The organism is Neisseria flavescens (assembly GCF_005221285.1).
Classification (GTDB): domain Bacteria; phylum Pseudomonadota; class Gammaproteobacteria; order Burkholderiales; family Neisseriaceae; genus Neisseria; species Neisseria flavescens.
Window position 1 is genome coordinate 313,126 of record NZ_CP039886.1, and the last position, 24,509, is coordinate 337,634.

The 24,509-nt window shown below is 47.4% G+C and carries 29 protein-coding genes and 1 pseudogene; 26 read left to right on the plus strand and 4 right to left on the minus strand.

The features are described from left to right. Positions 1-167: 167 nt before the first annotated feature. From FAH67_RS01640 to FAH67_RS01655, 4 genes are all read left to right on the plus strand, one after another. Entirely contained in the window at positions 168-1,433 is a 1,266-nt protein-coding gene (locus FAH67_RS01640) for a Glu/Leu/Phe/Val family dehydrogenase (protein ID WP_039864365.1), read from the plus strand. Positions 1,434-1,593: 160 nt separating this feature from the next. Further along, the gene (locus tag FAH67_RS01645) at positions 1,594-2,409 is read left to right on the plus strand and encodes an FKBP-type peptidyl-prolyl cis-trans isomerase (protein WP_003682282.1); all 816 of its coding nucleotides are present in this window, start codon (positions 1,594-1,596) and stop codon (positions 2,407-2,409) included. A 96-nt stretch (positions 2,410-2,505) separates the two neighbouring features. Beyond that, a complete protein-coding gene (gene purN, locus FAH67_RS01650; protein ID WP_039864363.1) occupies positions 2,506-3,132 on the plus strand; it encodes a phosphoribosylglycinamide formyltransferase in 627 nt (208 codons plus the stop codon). 30 nt (positions 3,133-3,162) lie between these two features. Next, a complete protein-coding gene (locus FAH67_RS01655; protein WP_003682278.1) occupies positions 3,163-3,831 on the plus strand; it encodes a membrane protein in 669 nt (222 codons plus the stop codon). A gap of 57 nt (positions 3,832-3,888) precedes the next feature. Here the strand turns inward: FAH67_RS01655 and FAH67_RS01660 are convergent, their stop codons facing one another. Next, entirely contained in the window at positions 3,889-5,382 is a 1,494-nt protein-coding gene (locus FAH67_RS01660) for an Rne/Rng family ribonuclease (protein WP_039864361.1), read from the minus strand. 237 nt (positions 5,383-5,619) lie between these two features. Between FAH67_RS01660 and grxC the strand changes: the two genes are divergently transcribed. From grxC to FAH67_RS01675, 3 genes and pseudogenes are all read left to right on the plus strand, one after another. After that, positions 5,620-5,877, plus strand: coding sequence for a glutaredoxin 3 (gene grxC / locus FAH67_RS01665; RefSeq protein ID WP_003684090.1), 258 nt, complete (start codon positions 5,620-5,622; stop codon positions 5,875-5,877). Between the two features lie 21 nt (positions 5,878-5,898). Next, positions 5,899-6,333 (plus strand): protein-export chaperone SecB, encoded by a 435-nt coding sequence (gene secB / locus FAH67_RS01670; protein ID WP_003682271.1) that lies wholly within the window; start codon positions 5,899-5,901, stop codon positions 6,331-6,333. A 257-nt stretch (positions 6,334-6,590) separates the two neighbouring features. Further along, a pseudogene (locus tag FAH67_RS01675) lies at positions 6,591-7,328 on the plus strand (TonB-dependent siderophore receptor); the annotation flags it as partial. 24 nt (positions 7,329-7,352) lie between these two features. Here FAH67_RS01675 and FAH67_RS11705 read toward each other — a convergent pair. The 3 genes from FAH67_RS11705 to FAH67_RS11715 are packed head-to-tail and all read right to left on the minus strand — an operon-like array spanning position 7,353 to position 8,117. Then, positions 7,353-7,673: a transposase gene (locus FAH67_RS11705; RefSeq protein WP_208648188.1), complete on the minus strand. Its 321-nt coding sequence runs from the start codon at positions 7,671-7,673 to the stop codon at positions 7,353-7,355. Continuing rightward, on the minus strand, positions 7,630-7,836 hold the full coding sequence (locus FAH67_RS11710) for a transposase (protein WP_112890721.1): 207 nt from the start codon (positions 7,834-7,836) through the stop codon (positions 7,630-7,632). The genes FAH67_RS11705 and FAH67_RS11710 overlap by 44 nt, the downstream gene beginning before the upstream one ends. A 17-nt stretch (positions 7,837-7,853) precedes the next feature. Next, positions 7,854-8,117, minus strand: a complete 264-nt coding sequence (locus tag FAH67_RS11715) for a transposase (RefSeq protein WP_115287603.1) — start codon at positions 8,115-8,117, stop codon at positions 7,854-7,856. Between the two features lie 219 nt (positions 8,118-8,336). On the opposite strand from FAH67_RS11715, the gene FAH67_RS01695 reads away from it, so the two are divergent. The 19 genes from FAH67_RS01695 (at position 8,337) to gshB (ending at position 24,504) form a co-directional block, all read left to right on the plus strand. After that, positions 8,337-8,624, plus strand: coding sequence for a hypothetical protein (locus FAH67_RS01695; RefSeq protein ID WP_003682008.1), 288 nt, complete (start codon positions 8,337-8,339; stop codon positions 8,622-8,624). A gap of 273 nt (positions 8,625-8,897) precedes the next feature. Further along, positions 8,898-9,122, plus strand: a complete 225-nt coding sequence (locus tag FAH67_RS01705) for a hypothetical protein (RefSeq protein WP_003682004.1) — start codon at positions 8,898-8,900, stop codon at positions 9,120-9,122. Positions 9,123-9,177: 55 nt separating this feature from the next. Next, positions 9,178-9,834, plus strand: coding sequence for a C39 family peptidase (locus tag FAH67_RS01710; protein WP_003682002.1), 657 nt, complete (start codon positions 9,178-9,180; stop codon positions 9,832-9,834). Positions 9,835-9,951: 117 nt separating this feature from the next. After that, a complete protein-coding gene (gene hisS / locus FAH67_RS01715; protein WP_003682000.1) occupies positions 9,952-11,247 on the plus strand; it encodes a histidine--tRNA ligase in 1,296 nt (431 codons plus the stop codon). Further along, the gene (locus FAH67_RS01720) at positions 11,248-11,877 is read left to right on the plus strand and encodes a YfgM family protein (protein WP_003681999.1); all 630 of its coding nucleotides are present in this window, start codon (positions 11,248-11,250) and stop codon (positions 11,875-11,877) included. Positions 11,878-12,018: 141 nt separating this feature from the next. Next, positions 12,019-13,476 (plus strand): ribosome biogenesis GTPase Der, encoded by a 1,458-nt coding sequence (der, locus tag FAH67_RS01725; RefSeq protein WP_039864300.1) that lies wholly within the window; start codon positions 12,019-12,021, stop codon positions 13,474-13,476. A gap of 298 nt (positions 13,477-13,774) precedes the next feature. Then, positions 13,775-14,071 carry an RNA chaperone Hfq gene (gene hfq, locus FAH67_RS01730; RefSeq protein ID WP_036491923.1) on the plus strand — a complete coding sequence of 99 codons (297 nt, stop codon included), beginning with the start codon at positions 13,775-13,777 and terminating at the stop codon, positions 14,069-14,071. A gap of 78 nt (positions 14,072-14,149) precedes the next feature. After that, on the plus strand, positions 14,150-14,719 hold the full coding sequence (gene mnmM / locus FAH67_RS01735) for a tRNA 5-(aminomethyl)-2-thiouridylate-methyltransferase MnmM (protein WP_003681991.1): 570 nt from the start codon (positions 14,150-14,152) through the stop codon (positions 14,717-14,719). 55 nt (positions 14,720-14,774) lie between these two features. Then, positions 14,775-15,149, plus strand: coding sequence for a SirB2 family protein (locus FAH67_RS01740; protein WP_003681989.1), 375 nt, complete (start codon positions 14,775-14,777; stop codon positions 15,147-15,149). Positions 15,150-15,164: 15 nt separating this feature from the next. Then, positions 15,165-15,653: a 2-amino-4-hydroxy-6-hydroxymethyldihydropteridine diphosphokinase gene (gene folK, locus FAH67_RS01745; protein WP_003681987.1), complete on the plus strand. Its 489-nt coding sequence runs from the start codon at positions 15,165-15,167 to the stop codon at positions 15,651-15,653. Positions 15,654-15,750: 97 nt separating this feature from the next. After that, positions 15,751-16,386 carry a deoxynucleoside kinase gene (locus tag FAH67_RS01750; RefSeq protein WP_003681985.1) on the plus strand — a complete coding sequence of 212 codons (636 nt, stop codon included), beginning with the start codon at positions 15,751-15,753 and terminating at the stop codon, positions 16,384-16,386. A gap of 36 nt (positions 16,387-16,422) precedes the next feature. Beyond that, positions 16,423-16,866 (plus strand): peroxiredoxin, encoded by a 444-nt coding sequence (locus FAH67_RS01755; RefSeq protein WP_003683206.1) that lies wholly within the window; start codon positions 16,423-16,425, stop codon positions 16,864-16,866. 75 nt (positions 16,867-16,941) lie between these two features. Continuing rightward, positions 16,942-17,820: a site-specific tyrosine recombinase XerD gene (xerD, locus tag FAH67_RS01760; RefSeq protein ID WP_003681980.1), complete on the plus strand. Its 879-nt coding sequence runs from the start codon at positions 16,942-16,944 to the stop codon at positions 17,818-17,820. Positions 17,821-18,047: 227 nt separating this feature from the next. Continuing rightward, positions 18,048-18,248, plus strand: coding sequence for a (2Fe-2S)-binding protein (locus tag FAH67_RS01765; RefSeq protein ID WP_003681978.1), 201 nt, complete (start codon positions 18,048-18,050; stop codon positions 18,246-18,248). Between the two features lie 149 nt (positions 18,249-18,397). Beyond that, positions 18,398-18,631, plus strand: a complete 234-nt coding sequence (locus FAH67_RS01770) for a glutaredoxin family protein (RefSeq protein WP_039864303.1) — start codon at positions 18,398-18,400, stop codon at positions 18,629-18,631. 69 nt (positions 18,632-18,700) lie between these two features. Then, on the plus strand, positions 18,701-19,309 hold the full coding sequence (gene scpB / locus FAH67_RS01775) for an SMC-Scp complex subunit ScpB (RefSeq protein WP_003681972.1): 609 nt from the start codon (positions 18,701-18,703) through the stop codon (positions 19,307-19,309). 246 nt (positions 19,310-19,555) lie between these two features. Then, the gene (locus FAH67_RS01780; RefSeq protein WP_003681969.1) at positions 19,556-21,571 is read left to right on the plus strand and encodes a BCCT family transporter; all 2,016 of its coding nucleotides are present in this window, start codon (positions 19,556-19,558) and stop codon (positions 21,569-21,571) included. A gap of 199 nt (positions 21,572-21,770) precedes the next feature. Then, positions 21,771-23,432, plus strand: a complete 1,662-nt coding sequence (gene recN, locus FAH67_RS01785; protein ID WP_003681966.1) for a DNA repair protein RecN — start codon at positions 21,771-21,773, stop codon at positions 23,430-23,432. Positions 23,433-23,547: 115 nt separating this feature from the next. After that, positions 23,548-24,504 (plus strand): glutathione synthase, encoded by a 957-nt coding sequence (gshB, locus tag FAH67_RS01790; RefSeq protein ID WP_112890703.1) that lies wholly within the window; start codon positions 23,548-23,550, stop codon positions 24,502-24,504. Positions 24,505-24,509 lie beyond the last annotated feature (5 nt).

Here is a 24,509-nt window from a genome sequence, read left to right on the forward strand (position 1 = left end):
ATTTTTTGGTCAGTGTGCCGATATTTTCAGACGGTCCCAAACTAAATTCATATATAAATGAATAGATTTGCTTTTTATCGACTACATGCTATTACATTTTTGTCCGTTTTTGTATATAGTAACGTGTATGGCTCTCGTCTAATCATATGTATGAAAAGGAAAAATACATGTCCGCATCTGCTGTAAAAGAAACGCTGAATCCGTTTGAAATTGCGCAAAAACAAGTGAAAATTGCCTGTGACCGTCTGAATGCCGACCCAGCAGTATTTGAAATCTTGAAAAAGCCGCAACGTGTTTTGGAAGTCAACTTTCCTGTCAAACTCGACAACGGTACAGTAGAAAACTTCACCGGCTACCGTTCACAACACAATAATGCCGTCGGCCCTTACAAAGGCGGTGTGCGTTTCCATCCCAATGTGAATCTAGACGAGGTTAAAGCCCTGTCTATCTGGATGACCATCAAATGCTGCGTGGCAGGTATTCCATACGGCGGCGGTAAAGGCGGTATCACTTTGGATCCGCGTAACTATTCCGAAGCGGAATTGGAACGCATCGCCCGCGCTTATTCCGAAGCTATTTCTCCGTTGATCGGCGAGAAAATCGATATTCCAGCCCCTGATGTGAACACCAACGGCAAAATTATGTCTTGGATGGTTGATGCCTATGAAAATGTGGTGAAACATTCTGCACCGGGCGTATTCACCGGCAAACCGGTTGAGTTTGGCGGCTCCTTGGCGCGTACCGAAGCTACCGGTTACGGCGTAAACTTCGCTGCTGTCCAAGCTTTGGAAAAACTGGGCAAAGACGTGAAGGGTGCCACTTACGCCATTCAAGGTTTCGGTAATGTGGGCTACCACACCGGTTACTATGCACACAAAGCCGGTGCGAAAATCGTTGCCGTATCTACTGTTGACGTTGCCATCTACAACGAAAACGGCTTGGATATGGAAGCAATCATCAAAGAATTCCAAACCAAAGGTTTCATCACCAATGAAGCCGGCTACGGTAAAGAAATCAGCAATGCCGAACTTTTGGCTTTGGATGTGGATGTACTCGCCCCTTGCGCGCTGGAAAACCAACTGACTTCTGAAAATGCCGGTAAAGTCCGCGCGACAATCGTGGTTGAAGGCGCAAATGGCCCGACTACTCCAGAGGCAGACGTTATCCTGCGTAAAAACGGCGTATTGGTTGTTCCTGATATTTTGGCAAACTGCGGTGGCGTGGTGGTATCCTATTTTGAATGGGTACAAAACCTGCAAGGCTATTACTGGGAGTTTGACGAAGTTCAAGAGAAAGAAACCGTTGTCCTGCGCCGTGCGTTCCGCGATATTTGGAACTTGGCTCAAGAATACGATGTCGATCTGCGTACCGCTTCTTACATGATGAGTATCCGTCGTGTTGAAAAAGCAATGAAACTGCGCGGCTGGTACTAATTGTTTGACCGATAGCTAAGAGTAGGCCGTCTGAAACCTGTTTTCAGACGGCCTTAATGTTTTTGATAAGCGCCTTTACAAATTTTAATCCACCTTGATTCCATTTCATTCAAACTCAGCTATAATCCCCTTTTTTGACCTTTCCGGAAAAGACATAATCATGAACAAAACTTTCAAATTCAGCGCATTGGCTTTGTCTGCTTTGTTGGCACTGACTGCTTGCAACCAAAAAGACACTGCCGCTAAAGACGCCCCTGCTGCTTCCGCAGCTTCAAATGCGGCTGCAGATGCTTCTGCCATCGGTTCTACTGCCCAACAAGCCAGCTACGCAATGGGTGTGGACATCGGCCGTTCATTGAAACAAATGAAAGACCAAGGTACGGAAATCGATTTGAAAGTCTTCACCGAAGCCATGGAAGCCATGTTTGAAGGTAAAGAAGTCAAAATGACTGAAGCCCAAGCTCAGGAAGTGATGATGAAGTTCCTGCAAGAGCAACAAGAAAAAGCTGTTGCCAAACGTGCTGAAGATGCCAAAGTAAACTTGGAAAAAGGCGAAGCGTTCTTGAAAGAAAACGCGACTAAAGAAGGCGTGAAAACCAGCGCTTCCGGTCTGCAGTACAAAATCACCAAAGAAGGCGAAGGCAAAAAACCGACTAAAGACGACGTCGTTACCGTTGAATACGAAGGCCGTCTGATTGATGGTACCGTATTTGACAGCAGCAAAGCCAACGGTGGCCCGGTAAGCTTCCCTGTAAGCCAAGTAATCCCAGGTTGGACTGAAGGTATCCAACTCTTGAAAGAAGGCGGCGAAGCAACATTCTACATCCCTGCCAAATTGGCTTACCGTGAAGTGGGTGCCGGCGATAAAATCGGCCCGAACGCTACTTTGGTATTCGACGTGAAACTGGTTAAAGTCGGCGCGCCTGATGCCGCTGCACAACAACCTGTACAAGTTGACGTACAAAAAGTTCAATAATCCGAATCAAGGCTTACGCCCTTAAACAACGGATAAAAGGCCGTCTGAAAAATTCCGTTTCAGACGGCCTTTGTTCCAAACAAACAAGGAATTATGATGAAAAATATCGTCATACTTATTTCTGGACGCGGCAGTAATATGCAGGCGATTGTGAATGCCAATATTCCCGATGCCAACATTGCAGCCGTATTGAGCAATAGCGAGACCGCAGCCGGATTGGCATGGGCGGCAGAACGCGGTATTGCCACTGACAGTTTAAACCATAAAAACTTCGACTCGCGTCTGGCATTTGATCAGGCCATGATGGAAAAGATCGATGCCTATCAGCCCGATTTGGTTGTATTGGCGGGCTTTATGCGCATTTTGACTCCGGAGTTCTGCGCCCATTATGAAAACCGCCTGATCAATATCCATCCGTCCATCCTGCCTTCCTTTACCGGTTTGGATACCCACGAACGCGCATTGGAAGCAGGTTGCCGAGTGGCAGGCTGCACCATCCATTTCGTGACGCCCGAGCTGGATTGCGGTCCGATTATTTCACAAGGCATTGTTCCTATTTTGGACGGCGATACCGCTGACGACGTTGCCGCACGCGTGCTGACGGTTGAACACCGGCTTTTCCCGCAAGCCGTTGCCGATTTTGTTGCAGGCCGTCTGAAAATCGAAGGCAACCGCGTTTTGAATGCACAACGCAATGCCGCCGGTCAAAGCCTGTTGGCTTAATGAAAACACGATACACACAAGGAAAACATCATGAATCCGATTAAAACAACCCTGCTGACACTTTCCTTGCTTACTGCCTCTATCGGTGCACAAGCCGCTGAATTGCCGCAATCTGCCGTTTTGCAATACTCAGGCAGCTACGGTATTCCAGCGACCATGACCTTCACACGCAGCGGCAACCAATACAAAATCGTCTCTACCATCAAAGTACCGCTTTACAATATCCGCTTTGAATCCGGCGGCAGCATCAACGGCACGACCCTGCATCCGTCTTACTACAAAGATGTACGCGGCGGTAAATTGTATGCCGAGGCCAAATTCTCCGGCGGCAACATCACTTACGGCAAAGCAGGTGATTTGAAAACCGAAAAATCCGGCCCGGCCATGGACTTGTTTACTTTGGCATGGCAACTGGCCGCCAATGACGTGCGCCTGCCGTCAGGTTTGAAAATTACCAACGGTAAAAAACTGTACACCGTCGGCAGCATGAACAAAATCGGCAGCGAAAGCTATAAACTGAACGGCGGTACAACGCCTGTGAGCAAATATCGCGTCCGCCGTGGCGACGATACCGTTACTTACTCTTTTGCTTCCGATATCGACAATATCCCTGCGCAAATCAGCTATACCGATGACGGCAAAACCTACAACCTGAAACTGACTTCCGTTAAAATCAACGGTAAAGTAGTGAAACCGTAATCTTTATTTGCTCAAACAAGAAGGCCGTCTGAAAAGTTTTCAGACGGCCTTTTATCTTTACAGCAACACAATATCGTATTGTTCCTGCGTGTAGGCGGTTTCGACTGCCAGCGAAATCGGTTTGCCGATAAAGTCTATCAACATTGCCAGCGATTGCGATTCTTCGTCTAGGAACAAGTCGATGACATTCGGAGCGGCCAAAATGCGGAAGGCTTGGACATCATAGCGGCGCGCTTCGCGGACGATTTCGCGCTGGATTTCGTAGCACACGGTTTGCGGCGTTTTCAGACGGCCCCGGCCTTGGCAGGAAGGGCAGGGTTCACAGAGGATTTGGCTTAAGTTTTCACGCGAGCGTTTGCGGGTCAGTTCGACAAGGCCCAGACTGGTAAAGCCGTTGAGGGTAACGCGGGTGCGGTCGAAACTGAGGGCTTTGGCAAGCTCTTGCAGGACGGCTTCGCGGTGGACTTCTTGCGCCATATCGATGAAGTCGATGATGATGATGCCGCCGAGATTGCGCAAGCGAAGTTCGCGGGCAATGGTGTGGCAGGCTTCGAGATTGGTGCGGAAGATGGTTTCATCAAAATTGCGCGCACCGACAAAGCCGCCGGTGTTGACATCGATGGTGGTCATGGCTTCGGTGGACTCGATGATGAGGTAGCTGCCGAAGTTGAGGTTGACGCGCGGTTGCAGGGCGCGGGCGATTTCCTGCTCGATGTTATGGGTTTCAAATAGGGGGCGTTCGCCTTTGAACAGCTCGATTCTGCCTAATGCACCTTGAACGTATTGTTCGGCAAACTGGGTCATGCGGCGGTGGTTTTCAGTCGAGTCGACCAGGATTTTGTGCGTATCAAGGCTGAACATATCTCGTAATACGCGCAGGCTCAAAGGCAAATCTTGATAGAGCAGGGTTTCGGGCGGCTGAATTTTTGCCTGTTTTTGAATGTGTTCCCACACTTTGGTCAGATAGTTGATGTCTGATTGCAGTTGGTTATCGGAGGCATTTTCAGCGTTGGTGCGGATGATGTAGCCGTGGCAGGCGTTTTCGGGCAGCAGGTTGTTGAGGCGCTCCCTCAAACTGCTGCGTTCGGCATCGTCTTCAATGCGTTGGGAAATGCCGATGTGGTCTTCTTGCGGAAGATGGACGAGGAAACGGCCGGCCAGTGAGATTTGGGTGGACAGGCGCGCACCTTTGGTATTGATGGGGTCTTTGATGACCTGAACCAAGACGGACTGGCCTTCAAAGAGCATGTGTTCGATGCGTTGGGTTTCGTCCGGATTGCGGCGTTGTTCGAGGACATCGACGATATGCAAAAACGCGGCGCGTTCCAAGCCGATATCGATAAACGCGCTTTGCATGCCGGGAAGGACGCGTTTGACAACGCCTAAATAAATATTGCCGACCAAGCTATGGCCGCTGTTGCGCTCGATGTGCAGCTCGCAGATATTGTTCTCTTCCAAAACGGCCACACGCGTTTCTTGCGGCGTAATGTTGACGAGGACGGTTTCGGACGGACGCACGGCGTCTTTGGGGATGGGAATTCCTGAAAGCATGGGGATACCTGATTTTGAATAGAAAAACTTTTGCGATGTGTTCTTCTCCAAAAAACAAATGGCAAAAGTCATTCTGCGAAAGCGCTTATCATACTTTAATTATGGTTTTTCCGCATCTGTACAAATGTTTATGGCCAAGAGGCCGTCTGAATGTTTTTTACAACCGTACGGCGGGAACACTTGTAAAATCACACCTATGCCCATATAGTCATGAACATTGGTATTTTGGAAGAAATCATGCAAACCGTTACTGTTTATACCGGTCCGTATTGCCCGTACTGCACCATGGCGAAAAGGCTGTTGCAGGCGGTAGGTGTGAAAGAAATCAACGAAATCCGCATCGACGGCAATCCGGAAGTTTTTGCCGAAATGCAGCAGCTTTCCGGCCAGCGCAGCGTGCCGCAGATTTTTATCGGCGACACCCATGTTGGTGGCTTTACCGATTTGTACCGCTTGCAGCAGGAAGGCAAGTTGGACGAATTACTGAATCCTTAACCCCTAACTTAGGAAAATAAAATGAGCGAAGAATTGCAACCCGTATTCAGCGTTGAGCGTCTGTATGTAAAAGACTTGTCTTTGGAAGTGCCTCACGCACCACAAATCTTCTTGGAACAAGGCGAGCCTGAAGTCGATATGCGCGTTTCTACCGGCAACACCAAACTGGAAGACGGCTTCTACAGCGTTGACGTGACCGTTACCGTAACTGCCAAACTGAACGAAGAGCGCACCATGTTCTTGAACGAAGTAACCCAAAGCGGCATCTTCCGTCTGGAAAACATTCCTGAAGAAGACGTACAACTGCTGTTGGGCGTTGCTTGTCCGAACATCCTGTTCCCTTACGCACGCGAAGCCATTTCCAACAGCGTAACCCGCGCCGGCTTCCCACCTGTACTGCTTGCTCCGATCAACTTCGAAGCAATCTACCAAGAACAACAGGGAGCTAACGCTTAATCGCGTTATACCTAAATTAAGGCCGTCTGAAACATTGCGTTCAGACGGCCTTTTTTATTTGAAAATTAGGACATAAGAAAAATCTATAATAAAAAGTTCATATATTAATGTAATAAGTATATAATGATACCGTTTATCATTACGATAATATTTTAAATTTTATAGGCTTATATATCATTTAAAATCAACAAATTAGAATTTTATCCAATAAGTAGATTCTATTAATTAAGGAAATAGTTGTGAAACCTGATTTTCAAATGAAAACAATTTGTTTGTTATTGGTGCTGCCTTGCCAAACTGTTTTGGCAGATACGGGACATCAAGAAGTTGAACATGTAGATATGGATACGGTCAAGGTCAGTGGCAAACGGCAGGCACAAAGGAATACCGAGCGCAGTCAGTCTTATACAATCGGAACGATGGCAACGGCGACCGGGTTGCGTATTTCAGGCAAGGATACGCCGCAGTCGGTGAGCGTAATGACGCGTCGGCAGCTAGATGATAAAGCAATATATTCTTTAGAAGATGCAATGAAAAACACCACGGGAATCAACGTGGTTCGCGATTCAGGCCTACAAACTCGTTTTTTGTCTCGTGGTTTCTATGTGGATCAGATTGGTGAAGACGGGATTACCACTAATGTGTCTGGACGTTCGGGCTATACGGCAAAAATCGATGTCTCACCCAGTACAGACCTTGCTGTTTATGATCACATTGAGGTTGTCAGAGGTGCGACCGGTCTTACTCAGTCCAATTCCGAACCGGGTGGAACCATTAATTTAATCCGTAAGCGGCCAACAGCTCTGTTTAAGCATACAGGTGAAATCAGCACTGACCATAGGGGCAGCAAGCGTTTGGCTTTGGATGTATCTGGAAGCTTGAATAATGAACATACGGTACGCGGTAGGCTGGTTGGTGTTCATGAGGATCACCGCTCTTTTAAAGAGGGTGTATGGAACAAGAAAGACATGATTTATGGTGTGATTGATACGGATTTGAGAACCTGTATTCACAAACAACTATTTGATAAATTTTAATATTTGTGAAATATACCCTAGTTTGACAAAATTTTCAGCAGATAAATTCGTCTGCTCAAAATCTTTTGCCAAACGTCGAGACCAACCTAACCATGCAAACGTTCGTTCTACAATCCAACGTTTGGGCAGAATATGCCAAGAAATATCTTGAATTTTCTTTGAAATCTCAACAGTTAAACCCAATTGCTCCGATACTTCGCGCTCAAATGTATTCCGATAACCTGCGTCTGCACAGAAACCTTTTAAACCAGGATAGGTCTCAAACGCTTTTTTTGCTACAAAAAATACCTGCTTTTGTGTCATGGATATTGGCTGCATGAACCACAACAGACAATAGGTTACCCAACGTGTCAACAGCTATATGCCGCTTACGGCCTTTGATTTTTTTACCTCCGTCAAAACCTTTATCATGTGCGCCGGAAGCTGTTTTGACACTTTGTGAATCAATAATGGCATAAGTCGGCATCGCTTGTTTTTGATGGATTAAACGTTTTTTTGAACCAATGCCAAAAGAATCCTATCCCATAAGCCTGATTGATTGGCTCTGCGATAGAAACTCCATACGGTTGGATAAGGTGGAAAATCATTGGGCAGCATACGCCATTGGCAACCTGTTTTGGTAATGTACAAAACGGCATTCACTAATTTACGTTTATCCCATTTGTAGTGGCGTAGCCGGTTAAAATGCGGCTCAATCGCTTGCCATTGGGCATCTGTTAAGTCTGTTGGGTAGGATTTTCCAGTCATAAAGATATTTTATCATTTTTGTGAATACAGGTTCTAAATTTCTATACAGCATACGTTTTAAGCAGGTTTTGATTTTCCAACGTTGCAATCCAAGGGAGTTGTTATGAAAAAACAAATCACCGCAGCCGTGATGATGCTGTCTATTATCGCCCCCTCAATGGCAAACGGATTGGACAAAATGAATTAAAGACATTACCTGTTTTTGCAGAAATTTTTAAAATGGATGATTTGATTGCAGCTTTTTTAGGCTATTTATCAGGTAAATACAGTGAAGGTAAAATAAGCAGGTTAGGAATATCCCTAACGGCAGGAAGCATTTTCTTTGCAGTATTCTTTATTCATGAACTGATAATTTTTATTATTGATGGAAATAAGGAAAATCTTTGGAATTTTATTACCGAGATAATGAAAGATTTATTTTTATTTTCATGTTCTGTTACTTTATTATGCTATTTTTTGTTATTTACTGCCGAATCAGTTGGAAAAACAATTAATAAGATTAAATAAGAAGATATTTAAGCCGCTAAAAAACCATTTGAGTATTTTATCTTTTCTATGCGGCATTTATCTTGGATTTGAAATACTGCAATCGGGAGGCTAAGGCTTCCGTTGTAACGTTTACCATATATCTCATTATTTTAATTTCATCAAAAAAGAAATTCAAAATATACATACCGCCAATAGTTTTCTTAATTGTTTTGTATATTTATCTGATATATCAACATCTCTCTGTATTATTCCGAATTTTATTGTTGAAACTTGCATTAAAAATCATAAAATATGATAAAAAACAAATATATTTTAATAAAAGCAGCAATCAGCATAACTGCCATATTAATATTTTATCTTCTAATTCAAGAAAGCAGCGGCAAAACTGAAAAACCATCATATTTCTTGATGGCCATGTTTCTCAACTCGCTTTGGTTTGAAAAAAATAAAACAGTTATGGCTGCCGTTACGGCAATGATTGCCGCCTACTTTATATTTGTCGCACTATCCGATTAATAAGCAATCAAAAAGGCTGCTTGGAAATTTCAGGCAGCCTTTCAGGAGGATTTTGATGGAACAAAAAAGGCGGTTTGCCGCCGCCCTGCTCCTCGCCGCCGTCCTGCCGCTTTATGCGCATTCTTTTCCTTTTGCGGAAGAAAGCCCCATAGCCTACGGCAAAGTCAAAATACAAAGCTGGAAAGCGCGGCGGGATTTCAATATTGTAAAGCAGGATTTGGATTTTTCCTGCGGGGCGGCTTCGGTGGCGACGCTTTTGAATAATTTTTACGGACAAAAGCTGACGGAAGAAGAAGTGTTGGAAAAACTGGATAAGGGGCAGATGCGTGCGTCGTTTGAGGATATGCGGCGCATTATGCCCGATTTGGGTTTTGAAGCGAAAGGCTATGCCCTGTCTTTCGAGCAGCTCGCGCAGTTGAAAATCCCCATCATCGTGTATCTGAAATACCGCAAGGATGATCATTTCCCGGTATTGCGCGGCATAGACAGCAATACGGTTTTGCTTGCCGACACGTCGCTGGGTCATGTTTCCATGAGCAGGGCGCAGTTTTTGGATGCTTGGAAAACCCGTGAGGGAAATTTGGCAGGTAAGATCTTGGCTGTTGTACCGAAAAAAGCTGAGACGATTTCAAATCAATTGTTTTTTACACATCATCCCAAGCTGCAGACGGAATTTGCAGTCAAACAAATCAGGCTAAGGCGTGTAGAGTGAGTCAAAGGCCGTCTGAAAACTGTTTCAGACGGCCTTTTGATTTGTTCCCAACCTCACAAACCCTTAAAAATCAGCTATAATGCCCAACTATTTGATTTTCGCTTATCCCATATTGAAATGGCACAAAAAATTCAATCCGTCAAAGGTATGAACGACCTTTTACCTGTCGAACAAAAAGATTTCAAACTGACGGCTGCGTTTTGGCAGGCGTTTGAAGATACGGTAAACCTCTGGACACGCGCTTACGGTTACCGGCAAATCCGTACGCCGATTGTCGAGCAAACCGGTTTGTTTGTCCGCTCCATCGGGGAGGAAACCGATGTGGTTGGCAAGGAAATGTACACCTTTTCCGATTCAAACGATTCTTTGAGTTTGAGCCTGCGTCCTGAAGGTACTGCTTCTTGTCTGCGTGCGGTGGTCGAACACAACCTTCTGTACAACAGCCCGCAAAAGCTGTGGTATATGGGGCCGATGTTCCGCCGCGAGCGTCCGCAAAGAGGCCGTTATCGTCAGTTCCATCAGGTCGGTATCGAGGCTTTGGGTTTTGAAGGGCCGGATATCGATGCGGAAATCATCGCGATGTCTGCCGACTTGTGGGAAAAATTAGGTATTCGCGAATACCTGACTTTGGAAATCAACAGCTTGGGCAACCGTGAGGAACGCGCGGCACACCGTGCGGCATTGGTTGAATATTTGACCCACTATGAGGCGCAACTGGATGAAGACAGCAAACGCCGTCTGAAAACCAATCCTTTGCGTGTTTTGGATACGAAAAACCCTGATTTGCAGGAAATCTGTAACGCGGCGCCGCGTCTGGTGGATTACTTGGGCGAGGCTTCGCAAAACCACTATGCTCGCTTCAAGGCGATGTTGGACGGTTTGGGTATTCAATATGTTGAAAATCCGCGCTTGGTCCGTGGTTTGGATTATTACAATCAAACGGTTTTTGAGTGGACGACCGACAAACTCGGCGCGCAGGCAACTGTGTGCGGCGGCGGCCGTTACGACGGTTTGATTGAGGAACTTGGCGGTAAGCCTGCGCCGTCTATCGGCTTTGCAATGGGCATCGAACGGCTGCTGCTTTTGGTGGGCGAATACGGCTCGCTGGAAGTAAACGCCGCGCCTGATGTCTATGCAATGCACCAAGGCGAAGGGGCGGACTTGCAGGTGATGAAATACGCGCAAGCCTTACGCGCCCAAGGTTTCAATGTGATGCAGCATTCCGGCTATCAGAGCCTGAAAGCGCAAATGAAAAAAGCCGACAACAGCGGCGCGCGCTTTGCCCTGATTGTCGCGCAAGACGAACTGGCAAACGGTACGGTTACCCTGAAAGATATGCAGGGCAAACACGAACAACAAACCGTTGCCGCCGCTGATTTGACAGACACTTTACAACAATGGAAGAACGCATAAATGGCAGCCCATTTGGAAGAACAACAAGAGTTAGACAACTTTAAATATTTTTGGAAAAAAACCGGCCGTTGGATTTTCGCCTTGCTGATCGTGGCGGCTTTGGGATATTTGGGTTACACCATTTACCAAGGCCAAAAAGCTTCAAAAGATCAGGAAGCTGCCGCCGTATTGGCGCAAATGGTGGAAAAGGCGCAGCAAAAAACTGACCCCAAAGCCATCAATGTCGATTTGGCTGAATTGCAAAAAAACTATCCTGATTCTATTTCGACAGCACAAGCCACTTTAATGGTAGCGGCAACCGAGTTTGATGCCGGCCGTTATGATGTGGCGGAAGGTCATTTGAATTGGGTGCTGAAAAACCAAAATGCACCGCTGGTTCAAGCTTTGGCGGCGCAGCGTTTGGGCGTTGTCCTGTTGCAGCAGAAAAAATACGATGCCGCCATCAATGCCCTGAATACTCAGGTTGAGGCTGATTTCGAGCCTTTGATGCTGGAAACCAAAGGCGATGTTTACGTTGCTCAAAACAAAACCAAAGAAGCCGTACAAAGTTACGAAGCTGCTTTGAGCAAAATGCCGCAAACCGCAGTAGGCCGCGAATTGCTGCAAATGAAAATCGACAGCTTGAAATAAGTTTGTTTGAAATCAAGGCCGTCTGAAGTTGCAATGACTTTTCAGACGGCCTACACTTATCCTTATCAACCGTGTTTTTAAAACACCTGCTTGTGTTCCGCTCCCGTTTTTAGGCGGCACTTGACACAGAAAGACTCAATGATGAAACCCACTATCGCTCTTGTCGGCCGCCCGAACGTCGGCAAATCCACCTTGTTCAACCGCCTGACGCGCACTAAAGACGCGCTCGTGCACGACCTGCCCGGTCTGACGCGTGACCGACATTACGGTCATGGCAAAGTCGGCAGCAAACCTTATTTGGTCATCGATACCGGCGGTTTTGAGCCGGTTGTCGATAGCGGCATTTTGCACGAAATGGCAAAACAAACCTTGCAGGCTGTCGATGAAGCCGATGCGGTTGTGTTCTTGGTGGACGGCCGTACCGGTTTGACGCCGCAAGACAAAATTATTGCCGACCGTTTGCGCCAAAGCCCACGCCCCGTTTATTTGGCCGTGAATAAAGGCGAGGGCGGTAATAGGGCCGTGCTTGCCGCCGAGTTCTACGAACTTGCCTTGGGCGACCCTTATGTGATTTCAGGTGCGCACGGCGATGGCGTGTATTATCTGATTGAAGATATTTTGGAAACCTTCCCTGAGCCTGAAAAGGAAGAGGAAGCAGCGAAACATCCTGTTTTCGCTGTAATCGGCCGCCCCAATGTCGGTAAATCGACCTTGGTAAACGCCATTCTCGGCGAAGAGCGCGTGATTGCCTTCGATATGGCAGGCACTACGCGCGACAGTATCCACATCGATTTTGAACGTGAAGGCAAACCGTTTACCATCATCGATACCGCAGGTGTGCGCCGTCGTGGCAAAGTGGATGAGGCGGTGGAAAAGTTCTCCGTTATTAAAGCTATGCAGGCGGTTGAAGCAGCAAACGTTGCCGTCTTGGTGTTGGATGCGCAACAAGATATCGCCGACCAAGATGCGACGATTGCAGGTTTCGCTTTGGAAGCAGGGCGTGCCTTGGTGGTGGCGGTCAATAAATGGGACGGCATCAGCGAAGAGCGGCGCGAGCAAGTGAAACGCGATATCAACCGCAAACTGTATTTCCTTGATTTTGCCAAGTTCCACTTTATTTCTGCGTTGAAAGAGCGCGGTATAGACGGTTTGTTTGAGAGCATTCAGGCTGCCTATAATGCGGCAATGATTAAGATGCCGACGCCGAAAATTACGCGTGTATTGCAAAGCGCGATTGAGCGTCAACAGCCGCCGCGTGCCGGCTTGGTGCGTCCGAAAATGCGTTATGCGCACCAAGGCGGCATGAATCCGCCGGTGATTGTGGTGCACGGCAATTCGCTGCATGCCATTTCTGACAGCTATACGCGCTATTTGACCCAAACGTTCCGTAAAGCCTTCAATCTGCAAGGTACGCCGCTCAGAATTCAATACAATGTTTCGGAAAATCCGTATGAAAATGCGGAAGACAAACCGAAGAAAAAACCGCTGCGCCGTGTCAGCTTGAGCAACCGTATTGAGAAACGCGAAGGCCGTAAGGAAGAGAAAAACCGCTTCAAGAAAAAAACCAAAGTCAGCGTGAAAAAACAATTCAGCAAATAAGCACAAAGGCCGTCTGAACCATTTCAGACGGCCTTTTTATAATGAAAAACAGCTCATTAGAGCTTCATGGCATATTTTCGACAGGGTTTGCCGAATTTAAAGAAAACATCAAATTTGGATTGGGGATTGTTGTGAATATGGAAATGAAACAGTCGGTTTGACGGGAAGTTCCCTTATTGCTGGATTCCTAAACGGTGTGATAGAAAAAAATAGTTGGTAATTTATCCTATTCGGGGCTACAATCCCATCAAACGCCGATTTTGGCGTCTTTACAATCATAATAATGGAGCTCAAGAATATGACAGCTAAAGGACAAATGTTACAAGATCCTTTTTTGAATGCGTTGCGTAAAGAGCACGTTCCGGTTTCAATCTACTTGGTAAACGGCATCAAGCTGCAAGGTCAAGTGGAATCATTCGACCAGTACGTTGTTCTGCTGCGTAATACTTCCGTCACTCAAATGGTTTACAAACACGCTATCTCAACAATCGTTCCTGCACGCGCAGTCAGCCTGCAACACGAAAACAAACAACCTCAAGCCGCTACCGCAGCTGCTCCGGTTCAAGTTGAGACTGTGCAACAACCTGCCGAATAAATGATGTAACGCATTCCTGTTTTTCAATACCTTACCGCTTTTGCGGTAGGGTATTTTTATTTTCAGACGACCTTTATCATGCTGCTTGAAAATATTCTTCCCTTTGCCCACTGCCTTTTACGACAAGCCTTAAAAGCAGGCGGCCGCGCTTTGGATGCGACGGCCGGAAATGGGCATGATACTTTGCTGTTGGCGCAGTCGGTTGGTGAAACGGGTAGGGTGTGGGCATTTGATGTGCAATCTAAAGCATTAATGCAGACCCAAGGCCGTCTGAAAGAAAACGGCGTAGATGGTCGGGTAGCCCTGATACATGACGGCCATGAAAACCTTTCGTCTTATATCGATGAGCCTTTAGATGCCGCAGTATTTAATTTCGGTTGGCTGCCGGGTGGAGATAAAAGCTGCACGACTGAAGCGGCAAGCAGCATCCGTGCGCTGACGGATACTTTGGGTTTGCTGAAAGAGGGCGGGCTTGCCGTGGCGGTATTGTACCCGGGGCATGAAGCCGGCCGAGTAGAGGCTGAAGCGATTGTGCAATGGGCGGAAACTTTGCCGCAGGAAGCCTTTGCCGTGTTACGCTATGGCTTTGTCAACCGCCGCAATGCGCCGCCCTATCTGCTGGCGATTGAAAAGTTGCGTCAGAAATAGATGTTTGCGGTAAAATAGCTGCTTTGTTTTTCAACCCTCAATATAAGAAACTGCCATGCAATATCTGTTTGTAAAATACAGCCATCAGATTTTCGTTGCCATTACCATCCTGTTGTTCAACATCCGTTTTTTCCTGCTTTGGCGTCATCCTGAGAAGCCGTTGGCAGGCATTTGGAAGGCCATGCCGCATTTGAACGACACCATGTTGCTGTTTACCGGCTTGTGGCTGATGAAGATTACCCATTTTTCGCCGTTTAATGCGCCGTGGCTCGGCATGAAAATCCTGCTGTTGCTGGTTTATATTGTGTTGGGTATGATTATGATGCGTTCGCGTCCGCGTTCGCCGAAATTCTATATCGTCTACGTTTTGGCCATGTCGTGTGTTGCCACGATTGTTTTCCTTGCCAAAACCAAAACGCTGCCGTTTTAAAAGAGGCCGTCTGAAATGTATCCGCATTTTGCCGTTATCGCTTTGGGCAGCAATCTCGCCAATCCTGCCGAACAGGTTCGTGCTGCATTGGCCGAATTGGACGCGCATCCGCATATCCGGCTCGAAAAAACATCTTCCCTGTATCTGACTGCGCCGGTCGGCTATGATGATCAGCCCGATTTTGTGAACGCCGTTTGTACCGTGAAAACCTCATTGGACGGCGTGGCACTGTTGGCGGAGTTAAACCGCATCGAGGCCGAATTTGGGCGCGAACGTACCTTCCGCAATGCGCCGCGTACTTTGGATTTGGACATCATCGATTTTGACGGTATCCGCAGCGATGACCCGCATCTGACTTTGCCTCATCCGCGCGCGCATGAGCGTAGTTTCGTTATGTTGCCGCTGGCCGAAATCCTTCCGGATTTCGAGTTGGGCGAGCATGGCCGTGCGGCTGATTTGGCTCAGGCTTTGGGCGGGCAGGGTATTCGCCTGTTGAAAGAATAAAGGCCGTCTGAAAAACGGACGAAAACAAGAAAGGGCGTGTTGGACACGCCTTTTTTGCTATAAAATATTGTTGGGAAACACATTACAAAGAGTTACTATGAATCCTCGTTATATTGTCGTCGAAGGCGCCATCGGTAGTGGCAAGACCGCTTTGAGCCGCCGCTTGGCAGAGCATTTCAGCGCGTTGCTGTTGTCGGAGAATCCGGATCACAATCCGTTTCTCATGAAGTTTTACAGCAATGTTTCCAATAATGGCTTGGCTGCCGAGCTTTTCTTCCTGACACGCCGCGCTGAAAGCGTGAATATTATTGAAGACCAATGTGCGCAAGGCGGAATGGTTGTGGCTGATTTTTTGCCGGAAAAAGACCGTATTTTTACGCCTATCGTTTTGAATGATGACGAGCAGCAGCTTTTTGCCGATATGAAGCAACGCATTCTGCCGCAATACGTGGAGCCCGATGTGGTGATTTATCTGCAAACCGCCGTCGAAAACAATCGCAAACGCCTGCAAAAACGTCACGAAGGCATCATCAGCTTGTTTCCCGAAGGCTATTTGGGACGGGTGCATGACGAATACAGTCATTTCTTCCATTTGTATCAAAGCGCACCTTTGCTGACCGTCAATGCCGATGAGTTGGATTTGGCCGGCAATGACGACCACTTCCAGCTTTTGTTGCGCGCATTGGAAGATTTTCAAGGTACGCGCAGTTATTTGAATTTAAGCGAAAAATAAATGCAGGCTAGGTTTAGGCCGTCTGAAAGGAATAATATGTCAAAATATCAATTCACACTCCCATCTTCTTCCGGCAGCGATTTTAACTCCGCCGAACATTTGCCGTTGGTTGTCTATTTTTATCCTAAAGACAGCACACCCGGCTGTACCACCGAAGGCTTGGATTTCAATGCCCGATTGGAGCAATTCAAAGCGTTGGGCTATACCGTTGTCGGCATTTCGCGCGACGGTGTCAAATCGCATCAGAATTTCTGCGCCAAACAAGGCTTTCAGTTTGAATTGTTGAGCGACAAAGAAGAAACCGTCTGCAAACTGTTTGACGTGATCAAGCTGAAAAAGCTTTACGGCAAAGAATCCCTCGGCATCGAGCGCAGCACGTTTGTGCTGGACGAAAACGGCGAAATCGCCCATGAGTGGCGCAAAGTCAAAGTGGCCGGACACGCGCAGGAAGTTTTGGATACAATCTCTCAAGCCTCTTAATAGGGCTTTGAAAACCTAAGGCCGTCTGAACGGATGTAAAGTCATGCCGTTCAGACGGCCTTTCAATACAGTTTGATGAGTATGGACGATTTAATAGACAAGCTGCTTGAATCCCTTTGGCTGCAAGACAGGCTCAGCCACAATACGCTGCAAAGTTACCGCCGTGATTTGGTCAAAGTTGCTGCGCGTTTGGCCGAGGGCGGGCAGGATTGGTTGAGCGCCGATGAATTTGCCCTGTCTGATGCCGTGTATGCGGAAGGGGAAAAAAGTACGTCCCAAGCGCGGGCATTGTCGGCTTGCAAGCGCATGTACGTCTGGTTGGAAGAAACGGGTCAAAGAGCAGACAATCCCACCCGTTTTCTCAAAGCGCCGAAATCGGAACGCAAACTGCCCACGCTGATTACCGAAGCCCAAATCGATGCGCTGCTGGCTGCGCCGGATGTGGAAACGCCGCACGGACTGCGCGACAAAGCCTTGCTCGAAGTCATGTATGCAACAGGCTTGCGCGTGACCGAAGCCGTCAAATTGACGCTCAGCGATATCGATTTACATCGCGGCAGTATCCGTACCATAGGCAAGGGTGACAAATTGCGTTTGGTTCCGTTGGGACAGGAAGCGGCGTATTGGGTGGAACGCTATTGCAACGAATCGCGCCCATTGTTGCTGAAAAACAAAATCTGTGACGAAGTGTTTGTCAGCCAGAAACGCAGCGGCATCAGCCGTCAGCTTGCATGGATGATAGTCAAAGAATATGCCGAAGCGGCCGGTATTGCTTCGCTCAGTCCGCACGGTTTGCGCCATGCTTTTGCCACGCATTTGGTCAATCACGGCGTCGATTTGCGCTCAGTCCAGATGATGTTGGGACATTCTGATATCAACACCACGCAGATTTATACCCATGTTGCCAATATCCGTTTGAAAAATATGGTCGATGAACACCATTCCCGTTCATAAATAAAGGCGGTATCTCGAAGATGCCGCTTTTTGTTATTAAGGCCGTCTGAAAGCTTATCAAACTTCAAAATTATAAAATATCAATCAAAATATAAAATTCCATAGAAAAATTTCAAAGTAAAAGGGCTGTGTCAATATTGCAATGCAAACCGTTTTTATTTATATTTACGTTCAAGAATAAATCCTACTCTCAATTACAGAGGGTAACAAAATAATTGGAGCACATCATGTTCGTATGCATCTGCAATGCCATTACTGACCACGACATCAAAGAGACTATCGCCGCCGGTGCAACCACCATGAGCGATTTGCAGGCTCAATTAGGCGTGGCGACTTGTTGCGGTTGCTGCGGCGAATTGGCAGCGTCATTTTTGACTGCAAGCAGTGCCCAAAATACCGTGACTGCCGGTATCAACGTTCAGTCTTAATTTTAGAATATACACAAAGGCCGTCTGAAGGTGTGATAGAAATCCTTGATTTCGTTTCGCGCCTGTTCAGACGGCCTTTGTCATGCCTGTATGGTTTGGAAGCATTTTGCTATACAATGGCCGTTTTTGTCCCTCCGAGAGTAACCGCCATGAAACTGACCTTGATGTTTCGGGAATATTGCAGCCTGTGCCACAAAATGCGCGAACAATTAAAGCCTTATCAGGAGCAGTTTGGATTTGAGCTGGATATTGTCGATGTTGATGAAGATCCGGTTTTAGAAGAAAAGTACAATGAGCTGGTGCCTGTTTTGCTGGATGGCGATACCGAAATCTGCCATTGGTTTTTGGACGAAAAAAAACTGAAAGCGCATTTGAGCGCGTAACAAACCGTTGACCATATTGTCTTTCAGACGGCCTTTGGTTGTTTATGCCGTCTGAACATTGATTTTATTATGACTGAAAAACTTTCTCCCGATGCGCTGATTGAAGCGGCGCTGTTGACGCAAATCGAACCCCTAAACGAAAAAGCCATGCGCGAATTGTGCGTGCCGCCGTTGTCGCAAGACAAGCTGATTGACGTATTGGCGCAACTGAAGGCCCGTTGGCAGGGTAGGGCTTTGCAACTGGTGCATACCCATGAGGGCTGGCGCTTCCAAATCGCCCAAGCCGCGTTTGAACGACTGGGCAGCCTGCAAGAGCAACGCGCGCCGCGGTATTCCCGCGCCGTGATGGAAACGTTGGCGATTATTGCCTATCAGCAACCTGTAACGCGTGGCGATATCGAAGGCATACGCGGCGTGGCGGTGTCGCAAAATGTCATGCAAACCTTGCAGGATAGAGGCTGGATTGAAGTCATCGGCCACCGTGATTCTGTCGGCCGTCCGGCTTTGTGGGCGACGACGGCAACATTCTTAAGTGATTTGCGTTTGGAAAGTTTGGAAGAATTGCCGCCGCTGACTGAATTGGGCGAGCTGGTGTTGCCTGATTTGATGGAAACGCCGCCAACAGGCGATGAGGAGGCTGAAGAAGCAGTTGCATCAGGAAGCAGACTGATTAACTGATTTGAATGCAAAGGCCGTCTGAAACAATCGTGTTTCAGACGGCCTTTATTGTTACATAACATCATGATTTTAAATATAATTTTCATTTAATTTAATAACTTATTGATTTTGTGGTATAATTTAAAAAATCAATAAATATCTCTCGTTCTGGAATAGTTTGAGAAGATATACGGAAACGTTTCTCTCTTTATCAATCGGCAGCCCGTTTGTTCTTCAAATATGCGCTGTATCAACTACGGAACCGATATGAAATTCAAACAATTCATTCAAAACAAATCTTCTTTCAACCCTAGCGTGGTCGGTATTACGCTTTTCTTTGTCCTTTTGCTTTTGTCAGCTGCTTTGGTTTGGCCTCAAAATACTGAGGCTTTGTTAAATGCAGTGAAGCAGTTCGTTTTTCAAAATGTCAGTTGGTTTTATATTCTGACTTTCTCTGTATTCCTTATTTTTTTATTGGTGCTTCCCATCAGCAGTCTCGGCAGTATCAAGTTGGGTACAAACGAGGACGAACCTGAATTTTCGTTTTTATCATGGCTGGCCATGCTGTTTGCGGCCGGTATGGGCGTGGGCTTGATGTTTTTCGGTGTAGCCGAACCTTTATCGCATTTCTCTTCCCCGATTGCCAAAGGCAATGCGCAAGAGGCGATTCTGCATACGGTGTTCCACTGGGGGATTCATGCCTGGGCAATCTACGGAATCATTGCGCTTGCCTTGGCGTATTTCGGTTTCCGCTATAAATTGCCGCTGGCGTTGCGCTCCTGCTTTTACCCGATTTTAAAAGACAAAATCAACGGCAAAATGGGCGATGCCATTGATGTGATGGCTTTGATTGCGACTTTGTTCGGTATTGTCCCAACCTTGGGATTTGGCGCGGCACAAATGGGTTCCGGTTTGCTGAAGATGGGCTGGGTGCAGGACAACAGCTATGTCTTGCAGGTCGGCATCATCGTCGTTATCATGGCAATTGCCGTATTTTCTGCGACTTCGGGCGTGGGCAAAGGCGTAAAAATTTTGAGCGAAACCAACATGGTATTGGCACTGGCTTTGATGCTGTTTGTCTTGCTGAGTATGCCGACGACGTATTTGATTTTAGCATTCAGCGACAATTTGGGCGTTTATTTAAGCAACTTCGTTTCGTTCAGCTTCAAGTCATATACCTATGAGCCTGAGCATACAAAATGGTTTACCGGCTGGACGGTGTTGTATTGGGCTTGGTGGTGTTCGTGGTCGCCTTTTGTCGGTTTGTTCATTGCCCGAATTTCACGAGGCAGGACCATCCGCGAATTTATTTTCGGCGTATTGGCAGTGCCTAGCCTGATGAGTATTTTGTGGTTTACTGTATTTGGCAATTCGGCCTTGTGGCTGGACACGAATGTGGCAAACGGCGCCTTGTCTGCCTTGACCAACGAGCCTGAAAAATTGTTGTTTGCCTTTTTGAGCTATCTGCCGTGGCCGGTTGTCAGCAGCTTGGTGGCATTGCTGGTGATTGCGCTGTTTTTTATCACTTCTGCCGACTCGAGCATTTATGTGCTGAACAATATTGCTTCGCGCGATAAAGGGCTGGCTTCGCCCAAGTGGCAATCGGTTATGTGGGGCGTGTTGATTTCGGCCGTGGCCATTGTGTTGCTGGGTGCCGGCGGTTTGCCCATCTTGCAAACCATGACCCTGATTGCGTCTCTGCCGTTTGCGGTGTTGTTGATTTTTATGATGGTATCTTTATGGAAAGCCCTGAACAACGATGCCAAATATTTTGCGACCGCCGTCAATCCGGGCAGTATTTTCTGGTCGGGCGATCATTGGAGGAAACGACTTGGCCAAATGATGAATCAGACGCAGGAAGTCGATATCATCAAATTTATGAAAAATACGGCGCTTCCGGCAATGCAGGAATTGAAAAACGAATTGACCGAAAAATACAATATGGACGTAGAAATCCATTGCCTGTTGCAACAGGATGAGCCGTCGGTGGAGCTGGTGGTACATAAAGGGACGGTAAGGGATTTTGTCTATGGGATTAAATCCGTAAAGCGGGAAATTACCGACCAGTTGATTCACGAAGACGGCCTGCCTCATTTCAAATATGCGGCAACGTTCATACCGTTGACGTATTTCTCAGATGGGCGCGATGGGTACGATGTGCAATATATGACGCAAAAAGAATTGATTGCCGATATGCTCAAGCAGTATGAGCGTTATCTGAACCTGCTTGCCGGAGTAGGGCAGGAATTGATGGGGCATGAACAAGTAGAGTTGGCAGAGTAAAGCAAATTTAGGCCGTCTGAACATGTAGCAATATTCAGACGGCCTTTTTATTGCCTGCTTTAAAAATAATTTGTTTAAAATAAATATCTTAGATAAATTATAAGAAAAATCTAATTTAAAATATAAAAAATCTTAGCTATAATCAGTTTATCTAAAGCTATTCCGCATAGGCGCGGGTAATTTACTAAGGAATACTGCAATGCTGTTGGCACTTTCTCTGCGTGATTTTGTCATTGTTGAAAACCTGAATCTTGATTTTCAAAACGGCTTTACCGTATTGACGGGCGAGACCGGCGCAGGCAAATCGATTACTCTGGATGCGATTGGCCTATTGTTGGGCGATAAAGCCGATTACAGCCAAGTGCGCAGTGGCGCTAAAGAAGCGCAGTTGTCGGCTTTGTTCGATATCAGCGGTTCGCCCGAACTGAAAGCGCAGCTGCAGGAGCAAGGCCTTTTGGAAGAAGATGCCGAAGAGCTCAGCATCCGCCGTATTATCGATGCCAAGGGTAAAAGCCGCAGTTATATCAATAATCAGGCAGCAACATTGGCGCAGCTGAAAGCCATCGGCGAGCAGCTAATCGATATTCACGGCCAAAATGCCCATCACTCATTGAATCAAGAATCTGCGCAACGCGAGTTGCTGGATGCGTTCGCCGGCAGCAAAGAGCAGGCAGAAACAGTCAAGCAGCTTTATCAAAATTGGGTCAATGCAAAAAAGGCACTGCAAGAGGCGCAAGAGCAGGCAGAAACCATGGCCATCGAACGCGAGCGTTTGGAATGGCAGTTTAATGAATTGAACCAATTGGAGCTCAAACCCAACGAATGGGAAATCTTAAGCCAAAGCCACGACAGCCTGGCGCATTCGGCCGAGTTGCTGCAAACCGCCGAGCAGGTGGGCGACAGCATAGACGGAGACAACGGCATCCAACGTCAAATCTACCAATGCCAAAAACTGCTGGGCAATCTGCAAAACATTGAGCCGCGCTTTGCCGAGAGCCTGAATATGTTGGCAAGTATTGAAGCAGAATTGGGTGAAATCAGTGCCAATATGCGCGATGTGGCCGGTCGCAGTGACATCGATCCTAATGAATTGGCCGCACAAGAAAGCCGTATGGGCGAATTGATGAGCATGGCGCGCAAATACCGCATTGAGCCGGAAGAGTTGCCGCAAAAGTTGGCAGAAATCGACGAGCGCCTGCAAAATCTGCAAGCGGCTGCCGATTTGGAGGCCTTGGAAAATACAGTCGCACGCAATCTTGCCGAATACCACGAAGCCGCGCATATTCTCTCCGCCATGCGCCATCAGGCGGCCGGCCGTTTGGGCGAAGAGACCACCGAGCATATGCAGCATTTGGCCATGAAGGGTGCACGTTTTGACATCGTCTTGTTGCCGTCTTCGCCGACCGCACATGGTCTGGAACAAGTACAATTCCAAGTGGCGGCGAATAAAGGCAATCCGTCCCGTCCTTTGAATAAAGTGGCTTCCGGTGGTGAATTGGCGCGTATCAGCTTGGCTTTGCAAGTGGTTGCCAGCCAATACACGCAAGTGCCGACATTGATTTTTGACGAAGTGGATACCGGTATTGGTGGCGGCGTTGCTGAAATGGTCGGTAAAGCTTTGCGTGCCTTAGGTAAAAAACATCAAGTCTTGGCGGTAACCCATCTTCCTCAAGTCGCCTCTTGCGGTGAAAACCATTGGCAGGTGCGCAAGCATAGCGAAGGCGAACAAACCGTCAGCGAAATCAGCGTATTGAACCATCATCAGCGCATTGAGGAAATCGCGCGTATGCTGGGTGGCGAAATCATTACCGATACCACACGCAGCCATGCCGCCGAACTCTTGCATTTGGCAGCCGCCTAAAAGCCTCAAGGCCGTCTTAAAATAGAATTCAGACGGCCTTTTCTATATTTTGCCATCTTTTCAGGCAGGCAGAATACAAGGTATGATTATATCGTCTGTTTACAAGGAAATTTTGATGAAAGTCCTGTTTATCGCCGATCCGATGGTAAGTTTTAAAACCTATAAAGACACTACTTACGCCATGATGCGTGAAATGGCAAAGCGCGGTTGGCAGCTTTTTCATACCTTGAGCGGAGAATTGTCCGTCCGTGAAGGCTTGGTGGTGGCTCAGGCAGCGGCATTTGAGTTTGTCGGCGCGAAGAACGATGACGATCATGAATGGTTTAAAGCAGAGGCAAAAGTTCAGACGGCCTTAAAAGATTTCGATGCGGTCATTATGCGCACTGATCCGCCGTTTGATATGCAATATCTGTATGCGACCCAGTTTTTGACGTTGGCAGAGCAGCAGGGCGCAAAAGTATTTAACAGCGGGCAGGCAATGCGCGATTTCAATGAGAAATTGGCGATTTTGAACTTCAGCCGGTTTACCGCGCCAACTTTGGTTACCACACGTTCCACCGATGTCCGTGCCTTTTTGAAAGAACACGGCGACATCATCATCAAACCTTTGGACGGCATGGGCGGTATGGGCATTTTCCGCCTGACCGAATCCGACCCCAATATCGGCAGTATTTTGGAAACCCTGATGCAGCTTGATTCACGCACCATCATGGCACAACGTTATATTCCTGAAATCGTACATGGCGACAAGCGCATTCTGATTATCGGCGGGGAAGTTGTTCCGTATGCTTTGGCGCGTATTCCGCAAAACGGCGAAACGCGCGGCAACTTGGCTGCCGGCGGCCGCGGCGTGGCGCAGGAGTTGAGCGAGCGCGACCGAGAAATCGCAGAGACTCTGGCTCCCGAGCTTAAACGGCGAGGCATCCTGCTGGCCGGTTTGGACGTTATCGGCAGCAACCTGACCGAAGTCAACGTGACCAGCCCGACCGGATTCCAAGAAATCATGAAGCAAAAAGATTTTGACGTTGCCGCCATGTTCGCAGATGCCGTGGCATCTTGGGCAAAACAATAAATCCA

Coding starts and splice junctions, on each gene's coding strand:
- xerD (WP_003681980.1), top strand. CDS start 16,942: ATGAGTATGGACGATTTAATAGACAAGCTGCTTGAATCCCTTTGGCTG.
- purN (WP_039864363.1), top strand. CDS start 2,506: ATGAAAAATATCGTCATACTTATTTCTGGACGCGGCAGTAATATGCAG.
- hisS (WP_003682000.1), top strand. CDS start 9,952: ATGGCACAAAAAATTCAATCCGTCAAAGGTATGAACGACCTTTTACCT.
- FAH67_RS01645 (WP_003682282.1), top strand. CDS start 1,594: ATGAACAAAACTTTCAAATTCAGCGCATTGGCTTTGTCTGCTTTGTTG.
- FAH67_RS01660 (WP_039864361.1), bottom strand. CDS start 5,382: ATGCTTTCAGGAATTCCCATCCCCAAAGACGCCGTGCGTCCGTCCGAA.
- FAH67_RS11705 (WP_208648188.1), bottom strand. CDS start 7,673: ATGACACAAAAGCAGGTATTTTTTGTAGCAAAAAAAGCGTTTGAGACC.
- FAH67_RS01710 (WP_003682002.1), top strand. CDS start 9,178: ATGGAACAAAAAAGGCGGTTTGCCGCCGCCCTGCTCCTCGCCGCCGTC.
- grxC (WP_003684090.1), top strand. CDS start 5,620: ATGCAAACCGTTACTGTTTATACCGGTCCGTATTGCCCGTACTGCACC.
- FAH67_RS01640 (WP_039864365.1), top strand. CDS start 168: ATGTCCGCATCTGCTGTAAAAGAAACGCTGAATCCGTTTGAAATTGCG.
- FAH67_RS01755 (WP_003683206.1), top strand. CDS start 16,423: ATGTCAAAATATCAATTCACACTCCCATCTTCTTCCGGCAGCGATTTT.
- gshB (WP_112890703.1), top strand. CDS start 23,548: ATGAAAGTCCTGTTTATCGCCGATCCGATGGTAAGTTTTAAAACCTAT.
- FAH67_RS01720 (WP_003681999.1), top strand. CDS start 11,248: ATGGCAGCCCATTTGGAAGAACAACAAGAGTTAGACAACTTTAAATAT.
- FAH67_RS01705 (WP_003682004.1), top strand. CDS start 8,898: ATGATAAAAAACAAATATATTTTAATAAAAGCAGCAATCAGCATAACT.
- FAH67_RS01765 (WP_003681978.1), top strand. CDS start 18,048: ATGTTCGTATGCATCTGCAATGCCATTACTGACCACGACATCAAAGAG.
- recN (WP_003681966.1), top strand. CDS start 21,771: ATGCTGTTGGCACTTTCTCTGCGTGATTTTGTCATTGTTGAAAACCTG.
- FAH67_RS01655 (WP_003682278.1), top strand. CDS start 3,163: ATGAATCCGATTAAAACAACCCTGCTGACACTTTCCTTGCTTACTGCC.
- der (WP_039864300.1), top strand. CDS start 12,019: ATGAAACCCACTATCGCTCTTGTCGGCCGCCCGAACGTCGGCAAATCC.
- scpB (WP_003681972.1), top strand. CDS start 18,701: ATGACTGAAAAACTTTCTCCCGATGCGCTGATTGAAGCGGCGCTGTTG.
- FAH67_RS01780 (WP_003681969.1), top strand. CDS start 19,556: ATGAAATTCAAACAATTCATTCAAAACAAATCTTCTTTCAACCCTAGC.
- FAH67_RS01740 (WP_003681989.1), top strand. CDS start 14,775: ATGCAATATCTGTTTGTAAAATACAGCCATCAGATTTTCGTTGCCATT.
- FAH67_RS01695 (WP_003682008.1), top strand. CDS start 8,337: ATGGATGATTTGATTGCAGCTTTTTTAGGCTATTTATCAGGTAAATAC.
- hfq (WP_036491923.1), top strand. CDS start 13,775: ATGACAGCTAAAGGACAAATGTTACAAGATCCTTTTTTGAATGCGTTG.
- secB (WP_003682271.1), top strand. CDS start 5,899: ATGAGCGAAGAATTGCAACCCGTATTCAGCGTTGAGCGTCTGTATGTA.
- FAH67_RS01750 (WP_003681985.1), top strand. CDS start 15,751: ATGAATCCTCGTTATATTGTCGTCGAAGGCGCCATCGGTAGTGGCAAG.
- FAH67_RS11715 (WP_115287603.1), bottom strand. CDS start 8,117: ATGACTGGAAAATCCTACCCAACAGACTTAACAGATGCCCAATGGCAA.
- folK (WP_003681987.1), top strand. CDS start 15,165: ATGTATCCGCATTTTGCCGTTATCGCTTTGGGCAGCAATCTCGCCAAT.
- FAH67_RS01770 (WP_039864303.1), top strand. CDS start 18,398: ATGAAACTGACCTTGATGTTTCGGGAATATTGCAGCCTGTGCCACAAA.
- FAH67_RS11710 (WP_112890721.1), bottom strand. CDS start 7,836: ATGCCGACTTATGCCATTATTGATTCACAAAGTGTCAAAACAGCTTCC.
- mnmM (WP_003681991.1), top strand. CDS start 14,150: ATGCTGCTTGAAAATATTCTTCCCTTTGCCCACTGCCTTTTACGACAA.